Annotated in this window: 22 protein-coding genes and 1 tRNA gene; 12 read left to right on the forward strand and 11 right to left on the reverse strand. The window is 67.0% G+C overall.

Annotation, left to right across the window (positions count from 1 at the left end):
* Positions 1-120 precede the first annotated feature (120 nt).
* Positions 121-957: a Tim44 domain-containing protein gene (locus CXK94_RS01935; RefSeq protein WP_102893076.1), complete on the forward strand. Its 837-nt coding sequence runs from the start codon at positions 121-123 to the stop codon at positions 955-957.
* A 160-nt stretch (positions 958-1,117) separates the two neighbouring features.
* Here the strand turns inward: CXK94_RS01935 and CXK94_RS01940 are convergent, their stop codons facing one another.
* Both CXK94_RS01940 and CXK94_RS01945 read right to left on the reverse strand, forming a co-directional pair.
* Positions 1,118-2,068: an alpha/beta fold hydrolase gene (locus CXK94_RS01940; RefSeq protein WP_102893077.1), complete on the reverse strand. Its 951-nt coding sequence runs from the start codon at positions 2,066-2,068 to the stop codon at positions 1,118-1,120.
* Between the two features lie 38 nt (positions 2,069-2,106).
* Entirely contained in the window at positions 2,107-2,535 is a 429-nt protein-coding gene (locus CXK94_RS01945) for an organic hydroperoxide resistance protein (protein WP_102893078.1), read from the reverse strand.
* Positions 2,536-2,653: 118 nt separating this feature from the next.
* On the opposite strand from CXK94_RS01945, the gene CXK94_RS01950 reads away from it, so the two are divergent.
* The 7 genes from CXK94_RS01950 (at position 2,654) to selB (ending at position 12,701) form a co-directional block, all read left to right on the forward strand.
* A complete protein-coding gene (locus CXK94_RS01950; RefSeq protein WP_102893079.1) occupies positions 2,654-3,490 on the forward strand; it encodes an AraC family transcriptional regulator in 837 nt (278 codons plus the stop codon).
* A 156-nt stretch (positions 3,491-3,646) separates the two neighbouring features.
* Positions 3,647-6,721, forward strand: a complete 3,075-nt coding sequence (gene fdnG / locus CXK94_RS01960) for a formate dehydrogenase-N subunit alpha (protein ID WP_146032293.1) — start codon at positions 3,647-3,649, stop codon at positions 6,719-6,721.
* Positions 6,721-7,656 carry a formate dehydrogenase subunit beta gene (gene fdxH / locus CXK94_RS01965; RefSeq protein ID WP_102893081.1) on the forward strand — a complete coding sequence of 312 codons (936 nt, stop codon included), beginning with the start codon at positions 6,721-6,723 and terminating at the stop codon, positions 7,654-7,656. Before fdnG ends, fdxH begins: the two co-directional genes overlap by 1 nt.
* 60 nt (positions 7,657-7,716) lie before the next feature.
* A complete protein-coding gene (locus tag CXK94_RS01970) occupies positions 7,717-8,343 on the forward strand; it encodes a formate dehydrogenase subunit gamma (RefSeq protein ID WP_102893082.1) in 627 nt (208 codons plus the stop codon).
* Positions 8,344-8,464: 121 nt separating this feature from the next.
* Positions 8,465-9,382, forward strand: a complete 918-nt coding sequence (gene fdhE / locus CXK94_RS01975) for a formate dehydrogenase accessory protein FdhE (RefSeq protein ID WP_102893083.1) — start codon at positions 8,465-8,467, stop codon at positions 9,380-9,382.
* Complete coding sequence (gene selA, locus CXK94_RS01980; protein WP_102893084.1) at positions 9,379-10,788, forward strand: L-seryl-tRNA(Sec) selenium transferase; 1,410 nt, start codon at positions 9,379-9,381, stop codon at positions 10,786-10,788. Before fdhE ends, selA begins: the two co-directional genes overlap by 4 nt.
* Positions 10,785-12,701: a selenocysteine-specific translation elongation factor gene (gene selB, locus CXK94_RS01985; RefSeq protein WP_102893085.1), complete on the forward strand. Its 1,917-nt coding sequence runs from the start codon at positions 10,785-10,787 to the stop codon at positions 12,699-12,701. The genes selA and selB overlap by 4 nt, the downstream gene beginning before the upstream one ends.
* Positions 12,702-12,853: 152 nt before the next feature.
* Here the strand turns inward: selB and CXK94_RS01990 are convergent, their stop codons facing one another.
* A complete protein-coding gene (locus CXK94_RS01990; protein ID WP_102893086.1) occupies positions 12,854-13,162 on the reverse strand; it encodes a hypothetical protein in 309 nt (102 codons plus the stop codon).
* Between the two features lie 231 nt (positions 13,163-13,393).
* On the opposite strand from CXK94_RS01990, the gene CXK94_RS01995 reads away from it, so the two are divergent.
* A tRNA-Sec gene (locus CXK94_RS01995) sits at positions 13,394-13,489 on the forward strand.
* A 6-nt stretch (positions 13,490-13,495) separates the two neighbouring features.
* Here the strand turns inward: CXK94_RS01995 and CXK94_RS02000 are convergent.
* The gene (locus CXK94_RS02000; RefSeq protein WP_102893087.1) at positions 13,496-13,960 is read right to left on the reverse strand and encodes a glycine cleavage system protein H; all 465 of its coding nucleotides are present in this window, start codon (positions 13,958-13,960) and stop codon (positions 13,496-13,498) included.
* On the reverse strand, positions 13,957-14,331 hold the full coding sequence (locus CXK94_RS02005; protein WP_102893088.1) for a DsrE family protein: 375 nt from the start codon (positions 14,329-14,331) through the stop codon (positions 13,957-13,959). Before CXK94_RS02005 ends, CXK94_RS02000 begins: the two co-directional genes overlap by 4 nt.
* 147 nt (positions 14,332-14,478) lie before the next feature.
* Here CXK94_RS02005 and cfaB point away from each other — a divergent pair, with 147 nt between their 5' ends.
* Positions 14,479-15,660 (forward strand): C17 cyclopropane fatty acid synthase CfaB, encoded by a 1,182-nt coding sequence (gene cfaB, locus CXK94_RS02010; protein ID WP_102893089.1) that lies wholly within the window; start codon positions 14,479-14,481, stop codon positions 15,658-15,660.
* A 35-nt stretch (positions 15,661-15,695) separates the two neighbouring features.
* On the opposite strand, the gene CXK94_RS02015 is transcribed toward cfaB, so the two are convergent.
* From CXK94_RS02015 to CXK94_RS02025, 3 genes are all read right to left on the reverse strand, one after another.
* On the reverse strand, positions 15,696-16,547 hold the full coding sequence (locus CXK94_RS02015; RefSeq protein ID WP_102893090.1) for a universal stress protein: 852 nt from the start codon (positions 16,545-16,547) through the stop codon (positions 15,696-15,698).
* Positions 16,548-16,560: 13 nt separating this feature from the next.
* Positions 16,561-18,048: a SulP family inorganic anion transporter gene (locus CXK94_RS02020; protein WP_102893091.1), complete on the reverse strand. Its 1,488-nt coding sequence runs from the start codon at positions 18,046-18,048 to the stop codon at positions 16,561-16,563.
* Between the two features lie 295 nt (positions 18,049-18,343).
* Entirely contained in the window at positions 18,344-19,549 is a 1,206-nt protein-coding gene (locus CXK94_RS02025; RefSeq protein WP_102893092.1) for an HD-GYP domain-containing protein, read from the reverse strand.
* 221 nt (positions 19,550-19,770) lie between these two features.
* Between CXK94_RS02025 and CXK94_RS02030 the strand changes: the two genes are divergently transcribed.
* Positions 19,771-21,525, forward strand: coding sequence for a sensor histidine kinase (locus CXK94_RS02030; RefSeq protein WP_102893093.1), 1,755 nt, complete (start codon positions 19,771-19,773; stop codon positions 21,523-21,525).
* 34 nt (positions 21,526-21,559) lie between these two features.
* A complete protein-coding gene (locus CXK94_RS02035; RefSeq protein WP_102893094.1) occupies positions 21,560-22,903 on the forward strand; it encodes a sigma-54-dependent transcriptional regulator in 1,344 nt (447 codons plus the stop codon).
* 231 nt (positions 22,904-23,134) lie between these two features.
* On the opposite strand, the gene CXK94_RS02040 is transcribed toward CXK94_RS02035, so the two are convergent.
* The 3 genes from CXK94_RS02040 to CXK94_RS02050 form a co-directional block, all read right to left on the reverse strand.
* Positions 23,135-24,373, reverse strand: coding sequence for an RNA polymerase sigma factor (locus tag CXK94_RS02040; protein ID WP_102893095.1), 1,239 nt, complete (start codon positions 24,371-24,373; stop codon positions 23,135-23,137).
* Between the two features lies 1 nt (position 24,374).
* Positions 24,375-24,731, reverse strand: a complete 357-nt coding sequence (locus tag CXK94_RS02045; RefSeq protein WP_037042136.1) for a YciI family protein — start codon at positions 24,729-24,731, stop codon at positions 24,375-24,377.
* A 78-nt stretch (positions 24,732-24,809) separates the two neighbouring features.
* Entirely contained in the window at positions 24,810-25,274 is a 465-nt protein-coding gene (locus tag CXK94_RS02050; protein ID WP_102893096.1) for a YybH family protein, read from the reverse strand.
* Positions 25,275-25,516 lie beyond the last annotated feature (242 nt).

A 25,516-nucleotide genomic window follows, 5' to 3' on the forward strand; every position in this document is an offset into this window, starting at 1 on the left:
CGCCGCCGGACGCGACCAACGGTCGCAAGCAAAAGCTCGTAACATACTGCCCCTCGCCAACCCCTGCCCGGCTCGGCAGGATGGCGCGCGTACCTCTATCCAATAAAGCGGGAACACTCAATGCAACGTGTGCTTAGCATTTTCATGGCGCTGTGTATCAGCCTGACCTTCGCGTTGGACGCCCACGCCAAGCGCTTCGGCGGCGGCAAGAGCTTCGGCTCGGCACCGAGCCACCAGACCCGCCAGGCGCCCCAGCAGACCCAGGCCTCGTCGTCCCAGGCCGGCCGGCAGGCGACCGCCGCGCCCAGCGGCGCCTCGCGCTGGCTCGGCCCACTGGCCGGCCTGGCCGCCGGTGGCCTGCTCGCCTCGATGTTCATGGGCGACGGCTTCGAGGGCATCCAGTTCATGGATATCCTGATTTTCGGCGCGATCGCCTTCCTGCTGTTCCGCTTCCTCGCCGCCCGCCGGCGCCAGCAGCAGCCGGCCATGGCCGGTCATGCGCCGATGCAGCGCGAGATGCCGCAGCAGCCGAGCTCGATCTTCGGTGGTAGCGCGGCACCGGCAGCCGCCCCGGTGATCAACGCCCCGGCCTGGTTCAACGAGCAGAACTTCGTCGCCGCGGCCCGCGAGCATTTCATGGCGCTGCAGCAGCACTGGGACGCCAACGAGATGGACAAGATCGCCGAGTTCGTCACCCCGCAGCTGCTGGGTTTCCTCCAGCAGGAGCGCGCCGAGATCGGTGATGCCTACCAGTCGACCTATATCGACGACCTGCAGATCCAGCTCGACGGCGTCGACGACGATGCCGAGAAGACCACCGCAACGCTGACCTTCAGCGGCGTCGCCAAGACCTCGCGCTTCGACCAGGGCGAGCCGTTCAGCGAAAGCTGGCGCATGGAACGTGCCCAGGGCGAGAACCAGCCGTGGCTGGTGGCCGGTATCCGCCAGAACGCCTGATCGGCACCGTTTCGCAATCCACACCGGCCTGCCTCCGGACAGGCCACGAAGACCCCGCCCCGGCGGGGTTTTTCGTTTCTGCCACGCCCTCCTGCGACCTTTTGCTGGGCAAAAAAACCGGCCGCGGAGCTAACCGCGGCCGGCGCAGCGACGCACCCGGTCATTTCCTGAGGAAGTCCAGCAGGTCCTGATTGAAGCGCGCCTTGTGTGTGTCGGTCAGGCCGTGCGGCGCGCCGGGGTAGACGATCAGCTTCGCATCCTTGATCTGCGCTGCGGAGGCCTTGCCGGAGATGTCCAGCGGCACGATCTGGTCGTCGTCGCCATGGATCACCAGGGTCGGCACGTCGAACTTCTTCAGGTCCTCGCGGAAGTCGGTGGCCGAGAAGGCGGCGATGGAGTCGTAGGTGTTCTTGTGCCCGGCCTGCATGCCCTGCGCCCGCCAGTTGTCGATCAGCCCCTGGGAAACCTTGGCGCCCGGCCGGTTGAAGCCGTAGAACGGGCCGGAGGCGAGGTCCAGGTAGAGCTGCGCACGGTCCTCCAGCGAGGCCTTGCGGATGCCGTCGAACGCTTCCAGCGGCACGCCGTCGGGGTTGTCCTCGGTGCGCAGCATCATCGGCGGCACGGCGCTGACCAGCACGGCCTTCTTCACCCGCCCGGTGCCGTGGCGGCCGATGTAGCGCGCCACCTCGCCACCACCGGTGGAGAAGCCCACCAGGGTCACGTCCTGCAGGTCGAGCGCGTCGATCACCGCCGCCAGGTCGTCGGCGTAGTGATCCATGTCATTGCCCTCCCAAGGCTGGCTGGAACGGCCGTGGCCGCGCCGGTCATGGGCGACCACGCGATAGCCCTGCGAGGCGAGGAACAGCATCTGCGATTCCCAGCTGTCGGAACTCAGCGGCCAGCCGTGGCTGAAGGTCACCACCGGGCCGTCCTTCGGGCCCCAGTCCTTGTAGTAGAGCTGCACGCCATCGGCGGTGGTGATGGTGCTGGCGGTCTGCGCGGCGACGGCGGCGCTGGCGGGCTTCGCCGGTTGCGCGGCCTGGGCGGCGAAGGCGGGTTGCAGCGCGATGGCCAGCAGCGGAATGGCGAAGGTGCGGCTGATGAGGTTCATGGCATGGGTCTCCTGTGCGAATGGGTGGTTGGCCGGGCTCAGTCGGCGATGATCAGCGTGACGTCGATGTTTCCGCGGGTGGCGTTGGAATAGGGGCAGACCACGTGAGCCTGCTCGACCAGGCTCTGCAGCACGTCGCGGGCGACGCCAGGGGCGCTGATGGTCAGTTCGGCCTCGATGCCGAAGCCGGTGGGGATCTGGCCGATGCCGACCTTGCCGGTGATGCGGGTGTCTGCCGGCAGGGCGACCTTCTGTTTGCCGGCGACGAACTTCAGCGCGCCGAGAAAGCAGGCCGAGTAACCGGCGGCGAACAGCTGTTCGGGATTGGTCCCGGCACCACCGGCGCCGCCCAGTTCGCGCGGCGTGGACAGCTGCACGTCGAGCGCCTGGTCGGAGGAGCTGGCGCGGCCTTCGCGGCCGCCGGTGGCAGTGGCAGTAGCGGTGTAGAGGATCTTCTCGATGGACATGACGGTGACTCCTGTTCCTGAAGTTGCCGGAGCGGTGTTGCCCGGTAAGCGCTATTCTCCTCAGCACGAAAAACTATTGGTGATGTAAAATCCGGAAAAGTTGATCAGGAGTACGAAAATGGCCGACCGCCTCGCCGCGCTGATGACGCACTTCCCGATGCGGGCCCAGGTGTTCAATACCGGGCCGCTGTGTGGCATCAACACATTGCAGAGCGATGGCGTGCACGGGCAGCTGCACCTGATTCGCCGCGGTGCGGTGGAGGTCCGCTACGGCCGGGAGACGCTGCACGTCACGCAACCGAGCCTGCTGCTGTTCCCGCGGCCGTTGACGCACCGCTTCATCACCGCGCCGGGCTGCGAGGTGGACATGGTCTGCGCGAACCTGGCGTTCGAGGGTGGCGCCGCCAACCCGATCGCCTCGGCGCTGGCCGATCTGGTCTGCCTGCCGCTGGATGGCGTGTGGGGCGCCGAGCCGGTGCTCTCGCTGCTGTTCGAGGAAGCCTTCGAACAGCGCTGCGGGCGCATGGCGCTGGTCGAGCGGCTGGTGGAGGTGGTGATGATCCAGATCCTGCGTCAGCTGATGGAAAGCAACGCGGTCAGTGGCGGGCTGCTCTCGGGCCTGGCCCATCCACGGCTGCGCAACGCGCTGGTGGCGATGCACGAGGCGCCGGCACAGGACTGGACGCTGGAAGACCTCGCCGGCGCCGCCGGGATGTCACGCAGCGCGTTCGCCACGGCCTTTCGCGAAACGCTCGGGGTGACGCCCGGCCAGTATCTGCAGGGCTGGCGCGTGCGCCTGGCGCAGAAGGCACTGCAGCGTGGGCGACCGCTGAAGGTGATCGCCACCGAGATCGGCTACGGCAGCGAAGCGGCGCTGTCACGGGCCTTCAAGGCGCATTCCGGGCAATCGCCGCGGGAATGGAAAAACCAGCTCGCCGGCCCGACCGGCGCCTGAGCGCTTCGGCAAAACGCCGCTGACGGCCTGGCATCAGGCAGATGGAGAGTGGCCATAGGCCTTAATTCGTCCTCCACTTTTCGCAGGTTTGACTAAGCTGCTTACCAGACGCCGGCAATGCATCGGCGTTCAAGCCTGATAAAAAGGAGAACACCGATGGACATGAACCGTCGACAGTTCTTCAAGGTCTGCGGTGTGGGCCTTGGGGCGTCGAGCATGGCGGCATTGGGCATGGCCCCGCCGACGGCGTATGCCGAATCGATCCGGCATTTCAAACTGACCAACACGCGAGAGACCCGCAATACCTGCCCCTACTGCTCGGTCGGCTGCGGGTTGATCCTCTACAGCCAGGGCAGCGGCGGCAAGAACGTCGCCCAGGAGATCATCCATATCGAGGGTGACTCCGACCACCCGGTCAACCGCGGCACGCTCTGTCCGAAGGGTGCGGGCCTGCTGGACTTCGTCCACAGCCCCAACCGCCTGACCCATCCGGAGGTCCGCGAAGCCGGCAGCAACGAGTGGAAGCGCATCGAGTGGAGCGAGGCCCTCGACCGCATCGCCCGGCTGATGAAGGACGACCGCGACGCCAATTTCATCGAGCGCAACGACAAGGGCCAGACGGTCAACCGCTGGCTGAGCACCGGTTTCCTCGCCGCCTCGGCATCGTCCAACGAGGCCGGCTACATCACCCACAAGGTGGTGCGCTCGCTCGGCATACTAGGATTCGACAACCAGGCACGTGTCTGACACGGCCCGACGGTGGCAAGTCTTGCCCCGACGTTTGGCCGCGGCGCCATGACCAATCACTGGAGCGACATCCAGAATGCCGATCTGGTCCTGATCATGGGCGGCAACGCCGCCGAAGCGCACCCGTGCGGGTTCAAATGGGTCACCGAAGCCAAGGCGCACAACAAGGCGCGACTGGTGGTGGTCGATCCACGCTTCACCCGTTCGGCATCGGTGGCCGATATCTATGCGCCGATCCGTACCGGTACCGACATCGCCTTCCTCGGCGGGCTGATCAACTACCTGCTGGAGAACGACAAGATCCAGCATGAGTACGTGGTCAACTACACCGATGTGGCGTTCATCGTGAAGGAAGGCTTCGGCTTCGAGAACGGCCTGTACAACGGCTACGACGCCGACAGGCGCAGCTACCCGGACAAGTCGGCCTGGGGCTACGAACTGGACGAGGACGGCTTCGCCCGCGTCGACAAGAGCCTCACCCACCCGCGCTGCGTCTACAACCTGCTCAAGCAGCACTACAGCCGCTATACGCCGGAGGTGGTCAGCAACATCTGCGGCACCCCGCAGGACAAGATGCTGCAGGTCTGGGAGGCCATCGCCGAAACCTCGGCGCCGGGCAAGACCATGACCGTCATGTATGCCCTGGGCTGGACCCAGCACTCGACCGGTTCGCAGATGATCCGCACCGGCGCCATGGTGCAGCTGCTACTCGGCAACATCGGCATGCCCGGCGGCGGCATGAACGCCCTGCGCGGCCACTCCAACATCCAGGGCCTGACCGACCTGGGCCTGCTCTCGAACCTGCTGCCGGGCTACCTGACCCTGCCGCTGGAGGCCGAGCAGGACTACACCGCCTACATCGCCAAGCGCACCGCCAAGCCACTGCGCCCGGGTCAGCTGTCCTACTGGCAGCACTACGAGAAGTTCCACGTCAGCCTGATGAAGGCCTGGTACGGCAAGAACGCCACGGCGGAGAACAACTGGGGCTACGACTGGCTGCCGAAGCTGGACATCCCCGGCTACGACGTGCTCAAGGTGTTCGACATGATGTACCAGGGGCAGGTCAACGGCTATTTCTGCCAGGGCTTCAACCCGATCGCCTCGTTCCCCAACAAGGCCAAGGTCAGCGCGGCGCTGGCCAAGCTCAAGTACCTGGTGATCATGGACCCGCTGGCCACCGAGACCTCGGAGTTCTGGCGCAACGCCGGCGAGTACAACGACGTCGACACCGCCAGCATCCAGACCACGGTGTTCCGCCTGCCGACCACCTGCTTCGCCGAGGAGGACGGCTCGCTGGTCAACAGCGGGCGCTGGCTGCAGTGGCACTGGAAGGCCGCCGAGCCGCCGGGCCAGGCACAGACCGACGTGGTGATCATGGGCGGGCTGTTCCATCGCCTGCGCGAGCTGTACCGCAAGGAAGGCGGCGCCTACGCCGAGCCGCTGCTCAACATCGAGTGGGCCTACCGCCAGCCGGAAGAGCCGACGCCGGAGGAGATCGCCCAGGAGTACAACGGCAAGGCGCTGGGCAGCGTGTTCGATCCGCAAACCGGAACCCAGCTGGCCAAGGCCGGCGAGCAGCTGTCCGGTTTCGGCCTGCTGCGCGCCGACGGCAGCACCGCGTGCGGCTGCTGGATCTTCAGCGGCGCCTGGACCCAGGCCGGCAACCAGATGGCGCGGCGCGACAATGCCGACCCCTATGGCATGGGCCAGACCCTTGGCTGGGCCTGGGCCTGGCCGGCCAACCGGCGCATCCTCTACAACCGCGCCTCGGCCGACCCTGCCGGCAACCCCTGGAATCCGCAGAAGAAGCGCCTGGTGTGGTGGGACGGCGGCAAATGGGGCGGCACCGACGTGCCGGACTTCAAGGTCGACTCGCCGCCGGCGGACGGCATGAACCCCTTCATCATGAACCCCGAGGGGGTGGCCCGGCTGTTCGCCATCGACAAGATGAACGAGGGCCCGTTCCCCGAGCACTACGAACCGTTCGAGACGCCGATCGGGCGCAATCCGTTGCACCCGGACAACCCGCAGGCCACCAGCAACCCGGCCGCGCGGGTGTTCAAGAACGACATGGAACTGTTCGGCAGCGCCGACGAGTTCCCCTACGCGGCGACCACCTACCGGCTCACCGAGCATTTCCACTTCTGGACCAAGCATTGCCGGCTCAACGCGATCACCCAACCCGAGCAGTTCGTCGAGATCGGCGAGGCGCTGGCCAAGGAGCTCGGCATCGCCGCCGGCGAGCGGGTCAAGGTGTCGTCCAACCGCGGCTACATCAAGGCAGTGGCGGTGGTGACCAAGCGCATCAAGCCGCTGACGGTCGACGGCAAGACCGTGCACCAGGTCGGCATCCCGCTGCACTGGGGCTTCGCCGGGGTGGCACGCAACGGCTACCTGACCAACACGCTGACGCCGTTCGTCGGTGACGCCAACACCCAGACGCCTGAGTTCAAGTCGTTCCTGGTCAACGTGGAGAAGGCATGATGGCTACTCAAGACGTGATTGCCCGCTCCGCCACGACCACCGAGCGGCCGTCGATCCGCGAACTCGGCGAAGTGGCGAAGCTGATCGACACCTCCAAGTGCATCGGCTGCAAGGCCTGCCAGGTCGCCTGTTCGGAATGGAACGAACTGCGCGACGAAGTCGGCACCAGCGCCGGAACCTACGACAACCCGATCGACCTCACCGCCGAATCCTGGACGGTGATGAAGTTCGCCGAGTACGAGAACCCCGGCAGCGGCAACCTCGAGTGGCTGATCCGCAAGGACGGCTGCATGCACTGCGCCGACCCGGGCTGCCTCAAGGCCTGCCCGTCACCCGGGGCGATCGTGAAATACGCCAACGGCATCGTCGACTTCAACCAGGACCACTGCATCGGCTGCGGCTACTGCATCACCGGCTGCCCGTTCGACATTCCGCGCATCTCCGAAAAGGACAAGAAGGCCTACAAGTGCACGCTGTGCTCCGACCGCGTGTCGGTCGGGCTGGAGCCGGCCTGCGTGAAGACCTGCCCCACCGGGGCGATCGTCTTCGGCAGCAAGGAGGACATGAAGGAGCATGCCGCCGGGCGCATCACCGACCTCAGGGAACGCGGTTTCGACCAGGCCGGCCTGTACGACCCGGACGGCGTCGGCGGCACGCACGTGATGTACGTGCTGCACCACGCCGACCAGCCGTCGCTGTACAGCGGCCTGCCGAACGAGCCGACCATCAGTCCGCTGGTCAGCCTGTGGAAGGGCGTGACCAAGCCCCTGGCCCTGCTGGGCATGGGCGCGGCGGTGCTGGCCGGCTTCTTCCACTACACGCGGGTCGGCCCGGCCCGTGTCGAGGAAGACGAGAACGCCGAACTCAGCGAGCCCGTGGTGCACCAGGTCGACCCCTCGGTGCATGTGGTCGACCCCAAGGAGCCGAGACCCTGAAACCGGCGGCCCTCCACGGAGGGCCGCTCTCGGGGCCGCCGATCGCTCAAGGAGCCAACGATGAACAACAACGACGACATCGAACGCTACAACCCGTCGCAACGGACCAATCACTGGATCGTTGCCATTCTCTTCGTCCTCGCCGCGCTATCGGGCCTGGCGCTGTTCCACCCGGCCCTGTTCGGCCTTTCCGGGCTGTTCGGCGGCGGCACCTGGACGCGCATCCTGCATCCCTTCATCGGGGTCGCGATGTTCGTGTTCTTCCTGGTGCTGGCGATCCGTTTCGCCGGGCATAACCGCATCGAAGCGCGAGACCGCCAGTGGCTCAGCCAGATCAACGACGTAGTGCACAACCGCGAAGACCGGCTGCCCGAAGTCGGCCGCTACAACGGCGGGCAAAAACTGCTGTTCTGGGTGCTGATCCTCTGCATGCTGGTGCTGCTCGCCAGCGGCATCGTCATCTGGCGCGAATACTTCAGCGGCTACTTCGGCATCGTCTCGCTGCGCTGGGCAAGCCTGCTGCATGCGGCGGCGGCCTTCGTGCTGATCGTCAGCATCATCGTGCACATCTACGCGGCGATCTGGCTCAAGGGCTCGATGGGCGCCATGCTCCATGGCACGGTCAGCCGCGCCTGGGCGCGCAAGCACCATCCGGCCTGGTACCGGGAGATCAGCGAGCGCAAGTAAGCGGCACCCCTCGTCCAGCCGGAGCCTCCCCGTACCGCGGGAAGCTCCGGCTGCACGTATCCATCGAAAGCCACGCGGCAGGCTATGCTGTGCGGCACAACCACAAGAAAAGGAGTCCTGCGTGGCAGGCACCATTCTCGAGCCCGGGCAGATCGAAGCCGCTGCCAGCAAACCACCCTTCATCAACCTGCCACCACGCGACCTGTTCGCCTTGCGCAGCGAGCGCCTGGCCCGGCTCGCCGATGGCCACCCGCTCGCCGACTACCTGCGCCTGCTCGCCGCCGTCTGCACGGCACAGCAGCAGGTGCTGGACAACCCACCGCAAACGACGCCACCGGACCCGCACCGCACCCGCGAAAGCCTCAGGCACGACCTGCCGCCGCTGGCCGCCGACACGCTGGTGCGCGACGACGCCTGGCAGCCGCTGCTGGATGCCTGGCTGGACGCCTTCGTGATGCCGGATAACCCTGCCGTAGCCGCCGCTATCGACCAGCTGCGCCGCGCCGACAGCGGCCAGCGCAAGGCCTGGGCCGTGGCGCTGGTCAGCGGCCAGTACGACAGCCTGCCGCCGGCGCTGGCGCCCTTCCTCGGCGCGGCGCTGCAACTGGCCTGGAGCCACTGGCTGCTGCAGCTCGACCTCTCGGCCCTGCGCGAGCGCGAAGACCAGACCCACTGCCCCTGTTGCGGCGCACCGCCGATGGCCGGGGTGATTCGCCATCGCGGTCCGCTCAATGGCCTGCGCTACCTGGTCTGCTCGTTGTGCGCCTGCGAATGGCACTACGTGCGGCTCAAATGCAGCCATTGCCGCAGTACCAAGAAGCTCGACTACCTGCATTTCGAAGGCTCGCCGCAGGGCGTCAAGGCCGAGGTCTGCCCGGAGTGCAACGGCTACCTCAAGCAGCTCTACCTGGAGCTGGCGCCGGACGGCGAAAGCCTCTCCGCCGACCTGGCCACACTGGACCTGGACCTGCTGCTGGCCGACCAGGGCTACAACCGGCAGGCGCCGAACCTGCTGCTGGCGCCGGGAGGCGAGGCATGAGCAGCAGTCACCTGCCCTCGGTCGACAGGCTGCTGCGCGCTCCGGCCTGCCAGCCGCTGCAGCAGCGCTACGGCCGCCAGGCACTGCTCGATACCCTGCGCGACCTGCTCGACGAACTGCGCGAACCGGCCCGCCATGGCCAACTCGCCGCGCTGGAACTGTCCGAAGCGGTGCTCGCCGGACGTGCCGGCGAACGCCTGGCCAGCCAGCACAAAAGCCGCGTGCGCCGGGTGTTCAACCTCACCGGCACGGTGCTGCACACCAACCTCGGCCGCGCCCTGCTGCCGGACGAGGCTATCGAGGCGATCACCCTGGCGGCGCGCTACCCGCTCAACCTGGAATTCGACCTGGCCAGCGGCAAGCGCGGCGACCGCGACGACCTCATCGAAGGGCTGATCCGCGAACTGACCGGCGCCGAGGCCGTCACCGTGGTCAACAACAACGCCGCCGCCGTGCTGCTGGCCTTGAACAGCCTCGGCGCCCGCAAGGAAGGCATCATCTCCCGCGGCGAGCTGATCGAGATCGGCGGCGCCTTCCGCATCCCCGACATCATGGCCCGCGCCGGGGTGAAGCTGCATGAAGTGGGCACCACCAACCGCACCCACGCCAGGGATTACCAAGCGGCCATCAACCCGCGCTCGGGCCTGTTGATGCGCGTGCACACCAGCAACTACAGCGTGCAGGGTTTCACCGCCAGCGTCGCCACCGCCGAGCTGGCTCGCATCGCCCATGCCCACGACCTGCCGTTGCTGGAAGATCTGGGCAGCGGCAGCCTGCTCGACCTCTCGCGCTGGGGCCTGCCCAAGGAGCCGACGGTGCAGGAAGCGCTGCGCGACGGCGCCGACATCGTCACCTTCAGCGGCGACAAGCTGCTCGGCGGCCCGCAGGCCGGGCTGATCGTCGGCAGCAAGGCACTGATCCAGAAGATCAAGAAGAACCCGCTCAAGCGCGCCCTGCGCGTCGACAAGCTCACCCTCGCCGCGCTGGAAGCGGTGCTCAACCTCTACCGCGACCCCGACCGCCTGGCCGAACGCCTGACCAGCCTGCGCCTGCTCAGCCGCCCGCAGGCGGACATCCGCGCCCAGGCCGAACGCATCGCCCCGGCACTGGCCACCGTGCTCGGCGAAACCTGGCAGATCGCGGTCAGCGACGCCCTGGGCATGATCGGCAGCGGCGCGCAGCCGGTGGCGCGCCTGCCCAGCGCCGCGCTGTGCATCCGCCCGCAGCAACCCAAGCGCCTGCGCGGCCGCAGCCTGCGCCAGCTCGAGGAAGCCCTGCGCTGCCTGCCGCTCCCGGTGCTCGGGCGCATCGACGATGACGCCCTCTGGCTCGACCTGCGCCAGCTCGACGACGAACCGGCCTTCCTCGCCCAGTTACCCAAACTGCAAGAGGAGCTGGCGACTTGATCGTCGGGACCGCCGGCCATATCGACCACGGCAAGACCGCCCTGCTGCACGCACTGACCGGCCAACAGGGCGACCGTCGCCGCGAGGAACGCGAACGCGGCATCACCATTGACCTCGGCTATGCCTATGCCGATCTCGGCGAAGGGGCGCTTACCGGCTTTATCGACGTACCGGGCCACGAGCGCTTCGTCCACAACATGCTGGCCGGCGCCAGCGGCATCGATTGCATGCTGCTGGTGGTCGCCGCCGACGACGGCGTGATGCCGCAGACCCGCGAACACCTGGCCATCGTCGAACTGCTGGGCATTCGCCGGGCCCTCGTCGCGCTGACCAAGATCGACCGCGCCGAACCGCAAAGAATCGAAGAAGTTCGCCAGCAGATCGACAACCTGCTCGCTCCTGGGCCGCTGGCCGGGGCACCGATCTTTCCGGTATCCAGCGTCAGCGGCGAGGGCGTCGCTGTACTGCGCTCGGCACTGGTCGACGAAGCGGCCAGGGTCCAGGCGCGCAGCGACGACGGTCACTTCCGCCTGGCCATCGACCGCGCCTTCAGCGTCACCGGCGCCGGCGTGGTGGTCACCGGCACCGCCTTCGCCGGCCGTGTGCGGGTCGGCGACGAACTGCTGCTCAGCCCGAGCGGGAAAAGCGTGCGGGTGCGCGGCCTGCATGCGCAGAACCGCGCGGCCGGCCAGGCCCATGCCGGCCAGCGCGTGGCACTGAACCTGGCCGGCGAACGCCTGACGGTGGAGCAAATCCACCGCGGCGACTGGCTGCTGCAGCCGCTGCTGCACGCCCCGACCCGGCGCATCGACGTCGAACTCCAGCTGTTGCCCGGCGAAGCCCACGAGCTCAAGCACTGGACGCCGCTGCACGTGCACCTCGGCGCCCAGGATGTCACCGCGCGCGTCGCCCTGCTCGAAGGCGAAAGCCTGGCCCCGGGCGAACGCATGTTCGCCCAGTTGCTGCTCAATGCGCCGGCCCATGTGGTGCATGGTGACCGTATCGTTCTGCGCGACCAGTCCGCCCAGCGCACCCTTGGCGGCGGCCGTGTGCTCGACCCCTTTGCACCGCCACGCAATCGCCGTCGTGCCGCGCGGCTGGAGCAACTTCGCGCCCTTGACCAGCCGAGCCTGGAGCAGGCATTGCCGCCACTGCTCGCCAGCGCCACCAATGGCATCGACCCGCAAGGCCTGGAACGCCAGTTCAACCGCCCCCGCGAAGACTGGCAGCTCCCGCACGGCGTATTGGAGATCAGCACACGGCTGGGCCCACGGCTGTTCGACCAGGCCCGCTGGCGCGAACTCGAAACCGCGCTGCTCGACTCACTCCAGCGTTTTCACGAAGAACAACCCGACGAACTTGGCCCCGACCGCGACCGCCTGCGTCGCTACGCCCTGCCGCAGCTGGAGCGGCCGGTGTTCATCGCCCTGCTGGAACAGGCACTGGCCGCCGGCCGCATCGAAACCAGCGGCCCGTGGCTGCACCGCCCCGATCACCGGGTGCGCCTGAGCGATGTGGAAGAAGGTTTGAAAGCGCGCCTGTGGCCACTGCTCGAAGCCGGCCACTTCGACCCACCCTGGGTCCGCGACCTGGCCCGCGACCTCGGCGTCGACGAAACGCAAATGCGCAACCTGCTACGCAAGCTCGCCCGTCTCGGCCTGCTGCAACAGGTGGTTAAAGATCTGTTCTATCCCGAGTTCACCATTCGCCAGCTCGCCGGGCACGTCCTGCAGCTGGAAGCACAAAGCGGCGTGATCCGCGCCGCCACCTTCCGCGACCGCATCCAGCTCGGCCGCAAGCGCAGCATCCAATTGCTGGAACACTTCGACCGCATCGGCTTCACCCGCCGCTTCGGCAACGAACGCAAGGTCCGCCACGACAGCGCGCTGGCAACCGAGGCAAGGCCCGAATAGCCGTCATGGGGCAAGGAAGGAATGTTTCCGCCGCAAAGAAATATGTGACGCATCTCACATAAATGGCATCATATAGCCACTACCGGCGGTCCCGCTTCCCCCATGACCGCCGCCGTGGTTTCCCGGCCCGCCTCTTGCGGGCTTTTTTTTGCTCAACTCTTTTTCGGCTGCGAATCGGGGAAATCCGGATAGTCGTCGCTACCGATCGCCTGCTGCAGTTGCTTCAGGCAGATCTCGATGGCCATGTCCCGGGTACGCTTGCTGCTCCACTCCAGCTCGGCCAGCGTTTCGATCAGATCCTGGTGGCCATCGTCGCAGATGAGCATGCCATGCTGCACGGTAAGCGTCCGCCCCTTGAAACTGAGCTGGACCGGATCCCGCCCGGTCAGCGAAGCACCCTCTGCTATCAGGCAGTCGATATGGTCACGCAGCGCGTGGCAGACACGGCGGTCCTTGGGCATATCACTCACGACACTCTCCCATCCCTGGAAAGAAAAACGTGAATTGTGACGCAGCTCATCCTAATAATCGATAGCAAAATGACATCAGTCATCAGCAGACGCAGCGACACCTACGCACACCCTTGGCGCCGCATCGTTTGCAGGATACCTTGACGTCCGGGCAGCCAGCGTTTCGACACTCACTGCGCCCAAGCGCCACGAGCGCGAGAAACATCCCTTGTAAATCAACAAGGAAGGCAATCGCACCCGGTGGTGCGGCCGGGCTTCAAACCCGGTTGGGGACGGCAGCCGTTCCCGGGTGAGTTCGACTCTCACTGCCTTCCGCCATTTCCCCTACTTCCATCGCAACGCCTGCACATGCGCGTTCGCGGGGTCGAAGTTATCCAGCCGCATGCGTTCGCTGATCGCCGCCAGGGCCGCTTCGCCTTGCGGGAATGTGTCGCGCACGGCGTTCCAGTCTTCCGGCTGCAGGCGCACCATCCAGCCTTCGCCGTAGCAGTCCTGGTTGATCAGGGCAGGATGCTCGAGCAGCGCTTCATTCACCGCCAGCAGCTCGCCGGCGAGCGGGCTGCGGGCCGAGGAGGCGGCCTTGGCGAATTCCACCACGCCGAAGCTGCGCTCGCGGCCAATGCGGGTGCCGACGCGCTTGGGGGTGAAGGCGAAGATCTGCCCGTACAGCGCGCAACCGTAGGCGCTCAGGCCGAGGGTGATGCTGCCGTCGCGCTCCTCGCGCAGCCACAGGCCATGCTCCGGCGCGTAGCGCAGTGCGTCGGGGAATTCCAGGCCGTACAGGTTCATAGGCTCAGCACTCGCTCGTATTCGAGAATCATCTGTGCCAACTCGCCGCCGCTGGAAATCTCGTCCAGCTCGGCGATCAGCGTGCCGGCCTCGAGGCTCACGCCGGGCTGGCGGCACATCAACAGGCGCGCACCGGCCTGCTTGGCACTGCGGATGAAATGCAGCAGCGGCTCGCCGTTTTCCACTGCGCGGAGCGATTCGGCCACCTCCCGGCGCGCCAGCTGCGTGCCTTCGCCGGTGAGGTAGAGCGTGACCTCGGCATCCATGCAGGCCAGCAGGGTGGCGATGTGAAAAGGCGCGGCGCAGCGCGCCGGGGTGCCGGGCCCGCTCGCGACCAGGATCAGTACTCGCTGTGAGGGTGCTTCTGCCACAGGTCTCTCCTTGAAAGGTCCAGCGCCGCTGGGTTGCAGGCAAAGTCGCTTCAGTTCGGCTCATAGCCGGAAACTATCATCACAATAGCCTACAGTTTGCAAATTCATGGTCTAGGATTCCTACGATGCAATAAAAGGAGATCGAGCATGCTGGCAACATTGCTACCGGCCCTTAAAGAACTCGCCTTGCCGCTGAAGTTGAGGCTGTGGGATGGCAAGGAGATCGACCTCGGGCCGTCCCCAAGCGTCACCCTGGTTATCCGGGATTCCAACCTGATCACGCAACTGGCACATCCCAGCCTGGATCTACTCGGTGCCGCCTATGTCGAGGGACAGATAGACCTGCTGGGGCCTCTCGAAGAGGTCATCCGCATCGGCGACGAGATGAGCCGCGCGCTGGGCGAGGACGATTTCCCCCTGCCTGCTCGCGAGGCGCATGACAAGGCCACCGATGCCGAGGCGATCTCCTACCACTACGACCTGTCCAACGATTTCTACCGGCTCTGGCTGGACCGGGACATGGTCTACTCCTGTGCCTATTTCGAAACCGGCCAGGAGGATCTCGACCAGGCGCAGCAGGCCAAGCTGCGCCTGCTCTGCCGCAAGCTGCGGCTCAAGCCCGGCGACCGCCTGCTCGATGTCGGCTGCGGCTGGGGCGGGCTGGCACGCTTCGCCGCCCGCGAGTTCGGCGCCGAGGTGTTCGGCATCACCTTGAGCCGCGAACAGCTCACGCTGGCCCGTGAGCGGGTCGCCGCCGAGGGCCTGCAGGACCGGGTGACGCTGGAGCTGATGGACTATCGCGACCTGCCCCAGGATGGCCGCTTCGACAAGGCGGTCAGTGTCGGCATGTTCGAGCACGTCGGCCATGCCAACCTGCCGCTGTACTGCCAGCGGCTGTTCGGCGCAGTGCGCCCGGGCGGGCTGGTGCTCAACCATGGCATCACCTCGCGGCATCTGGACGGGCGGCCGGTCGGTCACGGGGCCGGCGAGTTCATCGACCGCTACGTCTTTCCCCACGGGGAACTGCCGCATCTGGTGAAGATCAGCAGCTGCATCAGCGAGTCGGGACTGGAGATCGTCGACGTGGAAAGCCTGCGCCTGCATTACGCGCGCACGTTGCAGCTGTGGAGCCAGCGTCTCGAGACGCATCTGCAACAGGCCCAGCAGCTGGTTCCCGAGCGCGCCTTGCGGATCTGGCGGGTGTACCTGGCCGGCTGTGCCTATGGCTTTCGCCGCGACTGGATCGACCTGCACCAGATCCTCGCCAGCAAGCCGCTGCCGGACGGCTCCCACGAGTTGCCCTGGACCCGCGCCGACCTGTACGGCTGACCCCTGCCGGGCCCGCGCCGATGCGGGCCCGGCGGTCAGCGCAGCAACAGCAGCGGGGTATTGGTCGTGCGGATCATGCCGGTGGTGGTACTGCCGACGAAGAACTGGCGGATCCGCGAATGGCCGTAGGCGCCCATCACCAGCAGATCGATGCCGTGCTCGGCCTGATAGGCATGCAGCGCCGGCTCCACCTCCCCGTTGCGCATGGCGACATGCGCCTCGAAACCGCTGGCACTCAACCTGTCGCGTGCGGCCTCCAACTGGGCACGGGCGTCGTCGGTCTCGGCGCCGACCATCACCAGGTGAATCGGCAAACCGCTGAATAACGGGCTGGCGGCCAGCATCTCGACGCCCTTGTGGCTGGTGGCGCTGCCGTCGAAGGCCAGCATCACGCTGCGCGGCACCTCGAAACTGCCGGGCGTGACCAGGATCGGGCGATGCAGCGCGCGGATCACGTTTTCCAGCTGGCTGCCGATGTGCCGGATGGCATCGCCACTGTCCTCGCCCTGGCGGCCGATCACCAGCAGGCGGGTCTCGTCCTGCAGTTCGTACAGCGTCTCGACCAGATCGCCGTGCCGCTGCCGGCACTCCGGTTGCGCGCTGCCGGCCGCGATCGCCCGCTGTCGCGCCGCATCCAGTAGCAGCCGGCCTTCTTCCAGCGCCAGCTTGGCGCGCTTCTCGTCCAGCGTCGCCAGCTCGTGCAGGAGGAATTCCCGGCTGCCCAGGCCGATGATGCCGCTGAGGTCGCCCGACACCGGATATTGCTGCCGGTCCAGCACATGCAGCAGAGTCAGCGGCGCCCCCAGGCGCTGGCTGGCCCAGACCGCGCAGTCGCCGACCGCCGCAGCCTGTGGGGAACCGTCGATACACGCCATTACGTGGGTCATTTCGTCCTCCTGGTCAGTGACTCATGAGCTTGTCGATGGCATCGGGTTTGTCATGCACCCCAAAGCGGTCGACGATGGTCGCGCTGGCCTCGTTCAGGCCCAGCACCTCGACCTCGGTGCCCTCGCGACGGAACTTGAGCACCACCTTGTCCAGCGCGGATACCGCAGTGATGTCCCAGAAATGCGCGCGGGACAGGTCGATGGTCACCTTGCCCAGCGCCTCCTTGAAATCGAACGCCGCAGTGAACTTGTCCGAGGAGCTGAAGAACACCTGCCCCACCACCCGGTAGCTACGCTGATTGCCGGCGGCGTCCGGTTCGGAGTCGATGGCCAGGTAGTGACCCACCTTGTTGGCGAAGAACATCGCCGCCAGCAGCACACCGGCGAATACACCGTAGGCCAGGTTGTGGGTGAACACCACGACGACCACGGTGACCACCATGACGATATTAGTCGAGAGCGGGTAGCGCTTGAGGTTGCGCAGCGAATCCCAGCTGAAGGTGCCGATGGATACCATGATCATCACCGCCACCAGCGCCGCCATGGGAATCCGGCTGACCCAGTCGCTGAAGAACACCACCAGCAGCAACAGCACCACCCCGGCGACCAGTGTCGACAGGCGCGTGCGGCCACCGGATTTCACGTTGATCACCGATTGGCCGATCATCGCGCAGCCGGCCATGCCGCCGAACAGGCCGGAGGCGATGTTGGCGATGCCCTGGCCCTTGCACTCGCGGTTCTTGTCGCTGCCGGTGTCGGTCAGCTCGTCGACGATGGTCGCGGTCATCAGCGACTCCAGCAGGCCGACCACTGCCAGCGCGGCGGAATACGGGAAGATGATCGCCAGGGTCTCGAAGGTCAGCGGCACCTGCGGCCAGAGGAAGACCGGCAGGGTATCGGGCAGCTCGCCCATGTCGCCGACGGTGCGGATATCCAGGCCCAGGTAGATCGCCACCGCGGTCATCGAAAGGATGCACACCAGCGGCGAAGGAATGACCTTGCCGAGCTTCGGCACACGGGGGAACAGGTAGATGATGCCCAGGCCCCCCGCCGTCATCGCGTAGACGTGCCAGGTGACGTTGGTCAGTTCCGGCAGCTGGGCCATGAAGATCAGGATCGCCAGGGCGTTGACGAAGCCGGTGACCACCGAGCGCGAGACGAAGCGCATCAGCGAACCGAGCCGCAGGTAGCCGGCGCCGATCTGCAGCACACCGCACAACAGAGTCGCCGCCAGCAGGTACTGCAGGCCGTGCTCGCGCACCAGCGTCACCATCAGCAGCGCCATGGCACCGGTGGCGGCCGAAATCATGCCCGGGCGGCCGCCGACGAACGCGATCACCACCGCGATGCAGAACGACGCGTACAGGCCGACCCGCGGGTCGACCCCGGCAATGATGGAAAAGGCGATGGCCTCGGGAATCAGCGCCAGGGCCACGACGAGCCCGGACAGCAGGTCGCCACGGACGTTGGAGAACCAGTTCTGTTTGAGTGTATGCAGCATCGGTATATCCAGAGCAAAAGCACCGACTTGCAGACCACGGGAATGGCCGGCAGCGATACAAGGCGAGTTTTCAGTTCGGAATTCGATCAGCTGTCCATGCATGGGACGGACAGCAGCGTACGACCGCCTCCATGACAGGCAGTCGCAGGGTGACGCGGGGGCGGAGCGCTATGGCGGACTGGGCAGCCAGGTCATGGGCGATACGGGCTCTCGTCGGGGCTATTTAGCGGAAGAATCGTGCCAGGGGCCGGCATTCTATTCGCAATGGCCCCGCCTTGACGACCGCCAGGGCCCTCTAGGACCAGAAGTCATCCAGGTCAGTGAAGCCCCAGGCAGCCGGATCTTCCCGGCCGACGATGCGGTCGCTGCAGTGTCTGCTGGACAGATCCAGCTCCTCTTGCGGTATCGCCGCCCGGGTGCGGGAGGAAAAGAACAGCTTCAGCCGCGGCGCGGTCAGTTGCTCGGGATTGTGCTCGATGACGACACCGAGCCGGCCCGATTGCAAGCGCACCAGTGAGCCCAGCGGATAGATGCCGACCGTGCGCACGAACGCGTGCAACAGGTGCGTGTCGAAATGCCCCTTCCACTGCGCCATCCGGGCCAGCGAGCCCGACGCGTCCCACGCGGCCTTGTAGGGACGGTTGGAGGTGATCGCGTCGTAGACATCGCAGATGGCACCCATCCGCGCCAGTTGGCTGATCTGCTCACCCGCCAGCCCATGTGGATAGCCGCTGCCATCGACCTTTTCATGGTGATGCAGGCAGACGTCCAATACCGCCGCGGAAACGGCCGTTTCCGCGGTAAGCAGCATGGCATGCCCGCGCTCGGGGTGGCTGCGCATGATCGCGTACTCGTCATCGCTCAGCTTGCCGGGCTTGTTCAGCACGTCGAGCGGCATGGCCATCTTGCCGATATCGTGCAGCAAGCCAGCCATTCCCGCTTCCTGGACCTCGTCCTCGCTCATGCCCAGTTGCCGTGCCAGCGCCACCATCAGCACACAGACCGCCACCGAATGCATATAGGTGTATTCGTCCCGGGTCTTCAACCGCGCCAAGCCCAGCAGGGCCGAGCTATTGCGCACCAAAGAATCGGAAATCTGTTCGACCAGCGGCAGGCACTGCTGCGGATCGACCGCCTGCCCCAGGCGCGCCTCGTTGAACAACGAAGTCACCTGCTCCCGGGAACGTTTGAGCAATAGCCTTGCACGTTGAAGTTCATCCCTGACGCTACAGCGCTGCGGTTGCCCACGCGGTGCACTGGGCTGCTCCTCCGTCACCGCTGCCAGCACCTCCTCCGGCGCGGCAGGCGCGAAAACGACATCCAGGCCTTTTTTCACGTCGATCCAGACAGCCTTGACGCCACTGCCGCGCAAGGCCTGCAGATCCGCCGGATCGCTCAGCAAGAATTTGCTGCGCCAGAACGGGTGATCGAACCAGCTCCCCTCGAGCGCATGAACGTACATCCCGAAGCGGAGCTGGCTGACAAGAATCTTCCTGAGCAAAGCGGACCTCGACTAGCTGCGGGCGGCCCAGGCCGACCCGTACAAGCAATCCCTGCTCGACACGATACGAATCGCCAGAGTATATCGATGATATCATTTTGATATCAAACAGTGTCCACACGAAACCAAAGGTCTTGTGCGGACCGCTACCTTCAGACCTGCACAGGGCCCGGCTTTCGCTTAACATCGTCGCCTCCTTCCGCGAGCGCCACAGGCCTGCAATGTCCAGCCGTCTGCGTGTCATCCTGATCGTTGCGCTGATCCTCGTCGGCCTGCTGCTCAGCATGTACTGGGCCGGCCGCCTCGCCGAGGAGCGCGCCTGGGCCGAGCGCGGCCAGGAAGCACGCGGGCAGCTGGAGCTCTATGCCCAGGCGATCCATACCCAGGTCGAACGCTTCCGCTCGGTGCCGGCGTTGCTGGCACTGGACAGCGACATCCAGGCCCTGCTCGCCGCGCCTAACGACCAGCAGCTGCGCAAACGGCTCAATCGGCGCCTGGAGCAGCAGAACCATGCGGCCGGTTCCTCGGTGCTGTATTTGCTCGACCGCCAAGGCGAAACCATCGCTGCCAGCAACTGGCGCGACTGGAGCAGCTTCGTCGGCTACAACTACGCCTTCCGCCCGTATTTCCGCGATGCGCTGGCGAACGACAGCGGCCGCTACTTCGCCGTCGGCGTGACCACCGGCATCCCCGGCTACTTCCTCTCCAGTTCGGTGAAGAATGCCGCCGGCGAGGTGATCGGCGTGCTGGTGGTCAAGCTCGAACTGGAAGACATGCAGCGCAGCTGGGCCGGCCAGTCGGGCATCCTGCTGATCGCCGATTCGCTGGACATCGTCATCCTCACCAACCGCCCCGCCTGGCGCTTCCGCCACCTGCGCCCGCTCAGCGACGAGGTACGCAGCCGCCTGGTGGCTGCCCGCCGCTACGCCGAGCAGACCCTGCAGCCGTTGCAGAGCACGCGCCTGCAAGCGCTCGGCGAAGGCAGCGAGCGGCGCCAGGTGGACGGTCCCGACGGGCGGCGCGACTATCTCTGGCAAAGCCTGCAGTTGCCGGAAGAGGACTGGACCCTGCACCTGCTGCAGGAACCGCAGTCGGTGGTCGCCAGCGTGCGCAGCTATCGACTGGCCGCCGCCGGCGTGTGGATGACCCTGGCCTTCCTGCTGCTCTACCTGGCCCAGCGGCGCAAGACCCGCCGCGTCGAGCAGCGCAGCCGCAGCGAACTGGAACGGCTGGTGCACGAGCGCACCCGTGAGCTGCGCACCGCCCAGGACGAGCTGGTGCACGCCGCGCGCATGGCCGCGCTGGGGCAGATGTCCGCGGCGCTGGCCCACGAGATCAACCAGCCGCTGACCGCCCTGCGCATGCAGCTGGCCAGCCTGCGCCTGCTGCTCGACAGCGGCCGCGACACCGAGGTGCGCGAAGGCCTGGGCCACGTCGAGGGGCTACTCGAACGCATGGCCGCGCTGACCGGCCACCTGAAGACCTTCGCCCGCAAGAGCCCGGCTGGGCTGCCCCAGCGCCTGAGCCTGGCCGAGGTGCTGGAGCAGGCGCTGCAGTTGCTGGCACCGCGCATCCGCAGCGAGCAGGTCGAGGTGTTCCGCCAGGTACCGGCCGAGGCCTGGGTCAGCGGCGATGCCATCCGCCTCGAGCAGGTGCTGATCAACCTGCTGCACAACGCCCTGGACGCCATGGCCGGACGCCCGCAGCGGCGCCTGCGCATCCTCTGCCAGCGCGTCGGCGACGCTTGGCGGCTCAGCGTCGCCGACAATGGCGGCGGCATCGCCGGCGAGCACCTGGAGCAGGTGTTCGAGCCCTTCTTCACCACCAAGCCGGTGGGCCAGGGCCTGGGCCTGGGCCTGGCGGTGTCCTACGGCATCGTCCGCGATCTCGGCGGCAGCCTCGAGGCGCACAACGACGACCAGGGTGCGGTGTTCACCCTGACATTGCCGGCTGTCGAGCTGCACGCCGCCGGGTAAACTGCCGCGGCGAGCGGCCGAGCGAGGATCGACAATGGGCGGGCAGGTAATCTTCATCGACGACGAGGCGGCGATCCGCCAGGCGGTGCAGCAATGGCTGGAGCTGTCCGGCTTCAGCGTGCGCACCTTCGCCCGCGCCCGCGACGGGCTGGCGGCGCTCGGCCGCGACTTCCCCGGCGTACTGATCAGCGACGTGCGCATGCCCGACCTCGACGGCCTCGGCCTGCTGGAACAGCTGGTGGCGCTGGATGCCGACCTGCCAGTGATCATGGTCACCGGCCACGGCGACGTGCCCATGGCGGTGCAGGCGCTGCGCCAGGGCGCCTACGACTTCATCGAGAAACCCTTCACCCCCGAGCGCCTGCTCGACAGCGTGCGCCGCGCCATGGACAAGCGCCGGCTGGTCTGCGAGAACCGCCAGCTGCGCGAGCAGTTCGCCCGCAAGGGGCGCATCGAATCGCAGCTGCTCGGCGTCTCGCGGGCCATGGAAACCCTGCGCCGGCAGGTGCTGGAATTGGCCGGCACCGACGTCAACGTGCTGATCCGCGGCGAGACCGGCAGCGGCAAGGAACAGGTCGCGCGCTGCCTGCACGACTTCAGCCCGCGCGCCGGCGGCCCCTTCGTCGCGCTCAACTGCGCGGCGATCCCGGAAACCATCTTCGAGAGCGAACTGTTCGGCCACGAGAGCGGCGCCTTCACCGGCGCCCAGGGCAAGCGCATCGGCCGTATCGAGCACGCCGCCGGCGGTACGCTGTTCCTCGACGAGATCGAGAGCATGCCACTGGCGCAACAGGTCAAGCTGCTGCGCGTGCTGCAGGAAAAGAGCCTGGAACGGCTGGGCTCCAACCGCAGCATCGCGGTCGACCTGCGGGTGATCAGCGCGGCCAAGCCGGACCTGCTCGAGGAAGTGCGCGGCGGGCGTTTCCGCGAGGACCTGCTGTACCGGCTGAACGTCGCCGAGCTGCACATCCCGCCGTTGCGCGAGCGCCGCGAGGACATTCCGCTGCTGTTCGAGCACTTCGTCCAGCAGGCCGCCCAGCGCCATGGCCGCGAGGCGCCGCCGGTGCCCCCCGCCGAGCTGACGCAGCTGCTCGCCCATGACTGGCCGGGCAACGTGCGCGAGCTGATCAATGCCGCCGAACGCCACGCCCTCGGCCTCAGCGCCCCGGCACCGGCCGGCAGCGGCGGCCAGTCGCTGGCCGAGCAGATGGAAGCCTTCGAGGCGCAGTGCCTGCACAGCGCCCTGCAGCAATGCAAGGGCAACATCGCCGAGGTCATGGCCCTGCTGCAGCTGCCGCGGCGCACCCTCAACGAGAAGATGCAGCGCCATGGCCTGAGCCGCGGTGATTACCTGCCGGCCGGCAGCACGGACAACTGATCCGCCGCTAGCCCCGACCTATAGGTAGGAGCCGGCTTGCCGGCGATCCGTGCCCACTCGGCGCTTGGAAGGTGATCGATACGCCTCATCGCCGGCAAGCCGGCTCCTACGAGAAGCAGTTCCGAAAAGCCGGTGCGCATGCTGATCGCTCCCATGCTCCGTGTCGCTGGGCGCAGAGCATCCACAGCAGGGCTCCCACGCTGGAGCGTGGGAGCCCTCGGCCTGACGCAGCTACGCCAACTCATCCAGCCGCTGCTGCAGGAAGCGCCGTTCCGGTTCCAGCCGCACCAGTTGCAAGGCCGTACGGTAGGCTTCGCGGGCCTCCTCGATACGCATCAATCGCCGCAGCAGGTCAGCACGGGCGGCGTGGCTCAGGTGGTAGTCGCGCAGGTCGCCGCGCGCCAGCAGCGCGTCCACCAGGCGCAGCCCGGCCGCCGGGCCGTCGCGCATCGCCACGGCCACCGCGCGGTTCAGTTCCACCACCGGCGACTGGGCCAGGCCGAGCAGCACGTCGTAGAGCCGGACGATCTGCGCCCAGTCGGTCTGCGCCGCGCTCGGCGCCTCGGCATGCACGGCGACGATTGCCGCCTGCAGCGCATAGGGCCCGGAGTCGCCGCTGGCCAGGGCGCGGCGCACCAGCAACGAACCCTCGGCGATCAGCCGCCGATCCCAGGCGCTGCGGTCCTGCTCCTCCAGCCGCACCAGTTCGCCGGCCGCATCGGTACGCGCGGCGCGGCGTGCCTCGTGCAGCAGCATCAGCGCCAGCAGGCCCATCACCTCGGCATCGGGCAGCAGCTCCAGCAGCAACCGGCCGAGGCGGATGGCTTCCGCGCACAGGTCGGCACGGGTCAGCGACGCTCCCGCCGAGGCCGAATAGCCCTCGTTGAACACCAGGTAGATCACCCGCAGCACGCTGTCGAGCCGCGCCGGCAGTTCCTCGCGCTCCGGCACGCGATAGGGGATCTGCGCGTCGCGGATCCGCGCCTTGGCGCGCACGATGCGCTGGGCGATGGTGGCGGGTGCGGCGAGGAAGGCCCGCGCGATCTCCTCGGTGGTCAGGTCGCAGACTTCGCGCAGGGTCAGCGCCACGCGCGCATCGGCCGGCAGCGCCGGGTGGCAGCAGGTGAAGATCAGCCGCAGACGATCGTCTTCCACCTCGTCGAGCTCCGCTTCATGCGCCTCGTCCTCCAGTTGCTCGGCCAGCAGCCGCAGCGAGGCGTCGAACCGCGCGCGCCGGCGCAGGGCGTCGATGGCCTTGAAGCGCCCGGCGGACACCAGCCAGGCACGCGGGCTGTCCGGCACGCCGTCGCGTGGCCACTGCTGCAGTGCCGCGGCGAAGGCATCGTGCAAGGCCTCCTCGGCGCGATCGAAGTCGCCCAGCAGGCGGATCAGGGTCGCCAGCACCCGGCGCGACTCGGCGCGGTAGATCGCCTCGACCACCGCCGTCGCGGCTTGTCCGCTGCCGCGCATGTCAGCGCTGCGGCAACTGGCGCAGCGGGCGCACCTCGACGCAGCCGAGCGTCGCCGGTGGGATCTTCGCGGCGATGGCCTCGGCCTCGGCCTGATCGACCGCCTCGATCAGGTAGAAGCCGGCCAATTGCTCGCGGGTTTCGGCGAACGGTCCATCGACCACCGTGGCGACGCCGTCGCGGACCCTCACCGTGCGCGCCGTGCGCACCGCCTGCAGCGGCTCGCCGGCGAGCATGTGGCCGCTGGCGCGCAGCGCCTCGCCACAGGCCAGGCAGCGCGCGACCAGCGCCTGCCACTGTTCGTCGCTCATCTCGTCGACACGCTGCTCGTCGTAATAGATCAGGCACAGGTATTTCATGACGCTCTCCGTCTGCCGGGCACGGAGAAAAGCTAGCAGCCGGCAGCCGGATGCGCGTCGGCGGGCGACGAATACCGCTCAACCCGCCCGTTGCTGGCCGGACGACGACTCTTGCGACATGCAGACCTGGCCGGTTTCCATATCGAAGGGCATCGAGAAATGCTCGTGGATGACCTTCCAGTCGCCGCCGCGCCGGGCCCAGACCCGGGTGCCGCGCATCCAGCCGGTCTGCATTTCGCCCTCGGCGTTGGGCCCGCCGCAATGGTTGAGCATGCGGCTGTAGGCCAGGTCGCCGCCCACCGTCACGTGCAGCTCGTGGGACTCGAAAAAGCCCTCGCCCTGGCAGAACTCGAAGCAGCGCTGCCAGTGCGCGCGGTACTCGTCCACGCCCTTGAATTGCAGCGCCCCGACCGCGTCGAAGGCGACCAGGTCGTCGGCGTACTGGGCCATGATCCGCTCCAGGTCCTTGGCCTTGGTGTCGCGCTCGAACGCCTCGTGGAGCTGGCGGATGCGGCTTTCGTCCTGGCGGATGTCGTGTGTCATGTCCATCTCCTGTCTCGTGGTTAGGGGTCATTGACTGGTCGAGCGGCGTTCACCCGAATCGACAGGCCCGCTGGATTTTTTTCAATCGCACGGCGCTTGAACCAGGCCGAGCGTGCAGCGCCTGCGAGCGGTGCGCCCGGTATTCCCCAGCCGGCAAATGGGCATTCTCAATCTGAACACTGTTGCGAATTATTATCATTCGATTATCCTAGGCGACTACCCATGTCGCTCGCCCCGTCGGC

Origin of the sequence: Stutzerimonas stutzeri (assembly GCF_002890915.1) — a bacterium.
Classification (GTDB): domain Bacteria; phylum Pseudomonadota; class Gammaproteobacteria; order Pseudomonadales; family Pseudomonadaceae; genus Stutzerimonas; species Stutzerimonas stutzeri_AF.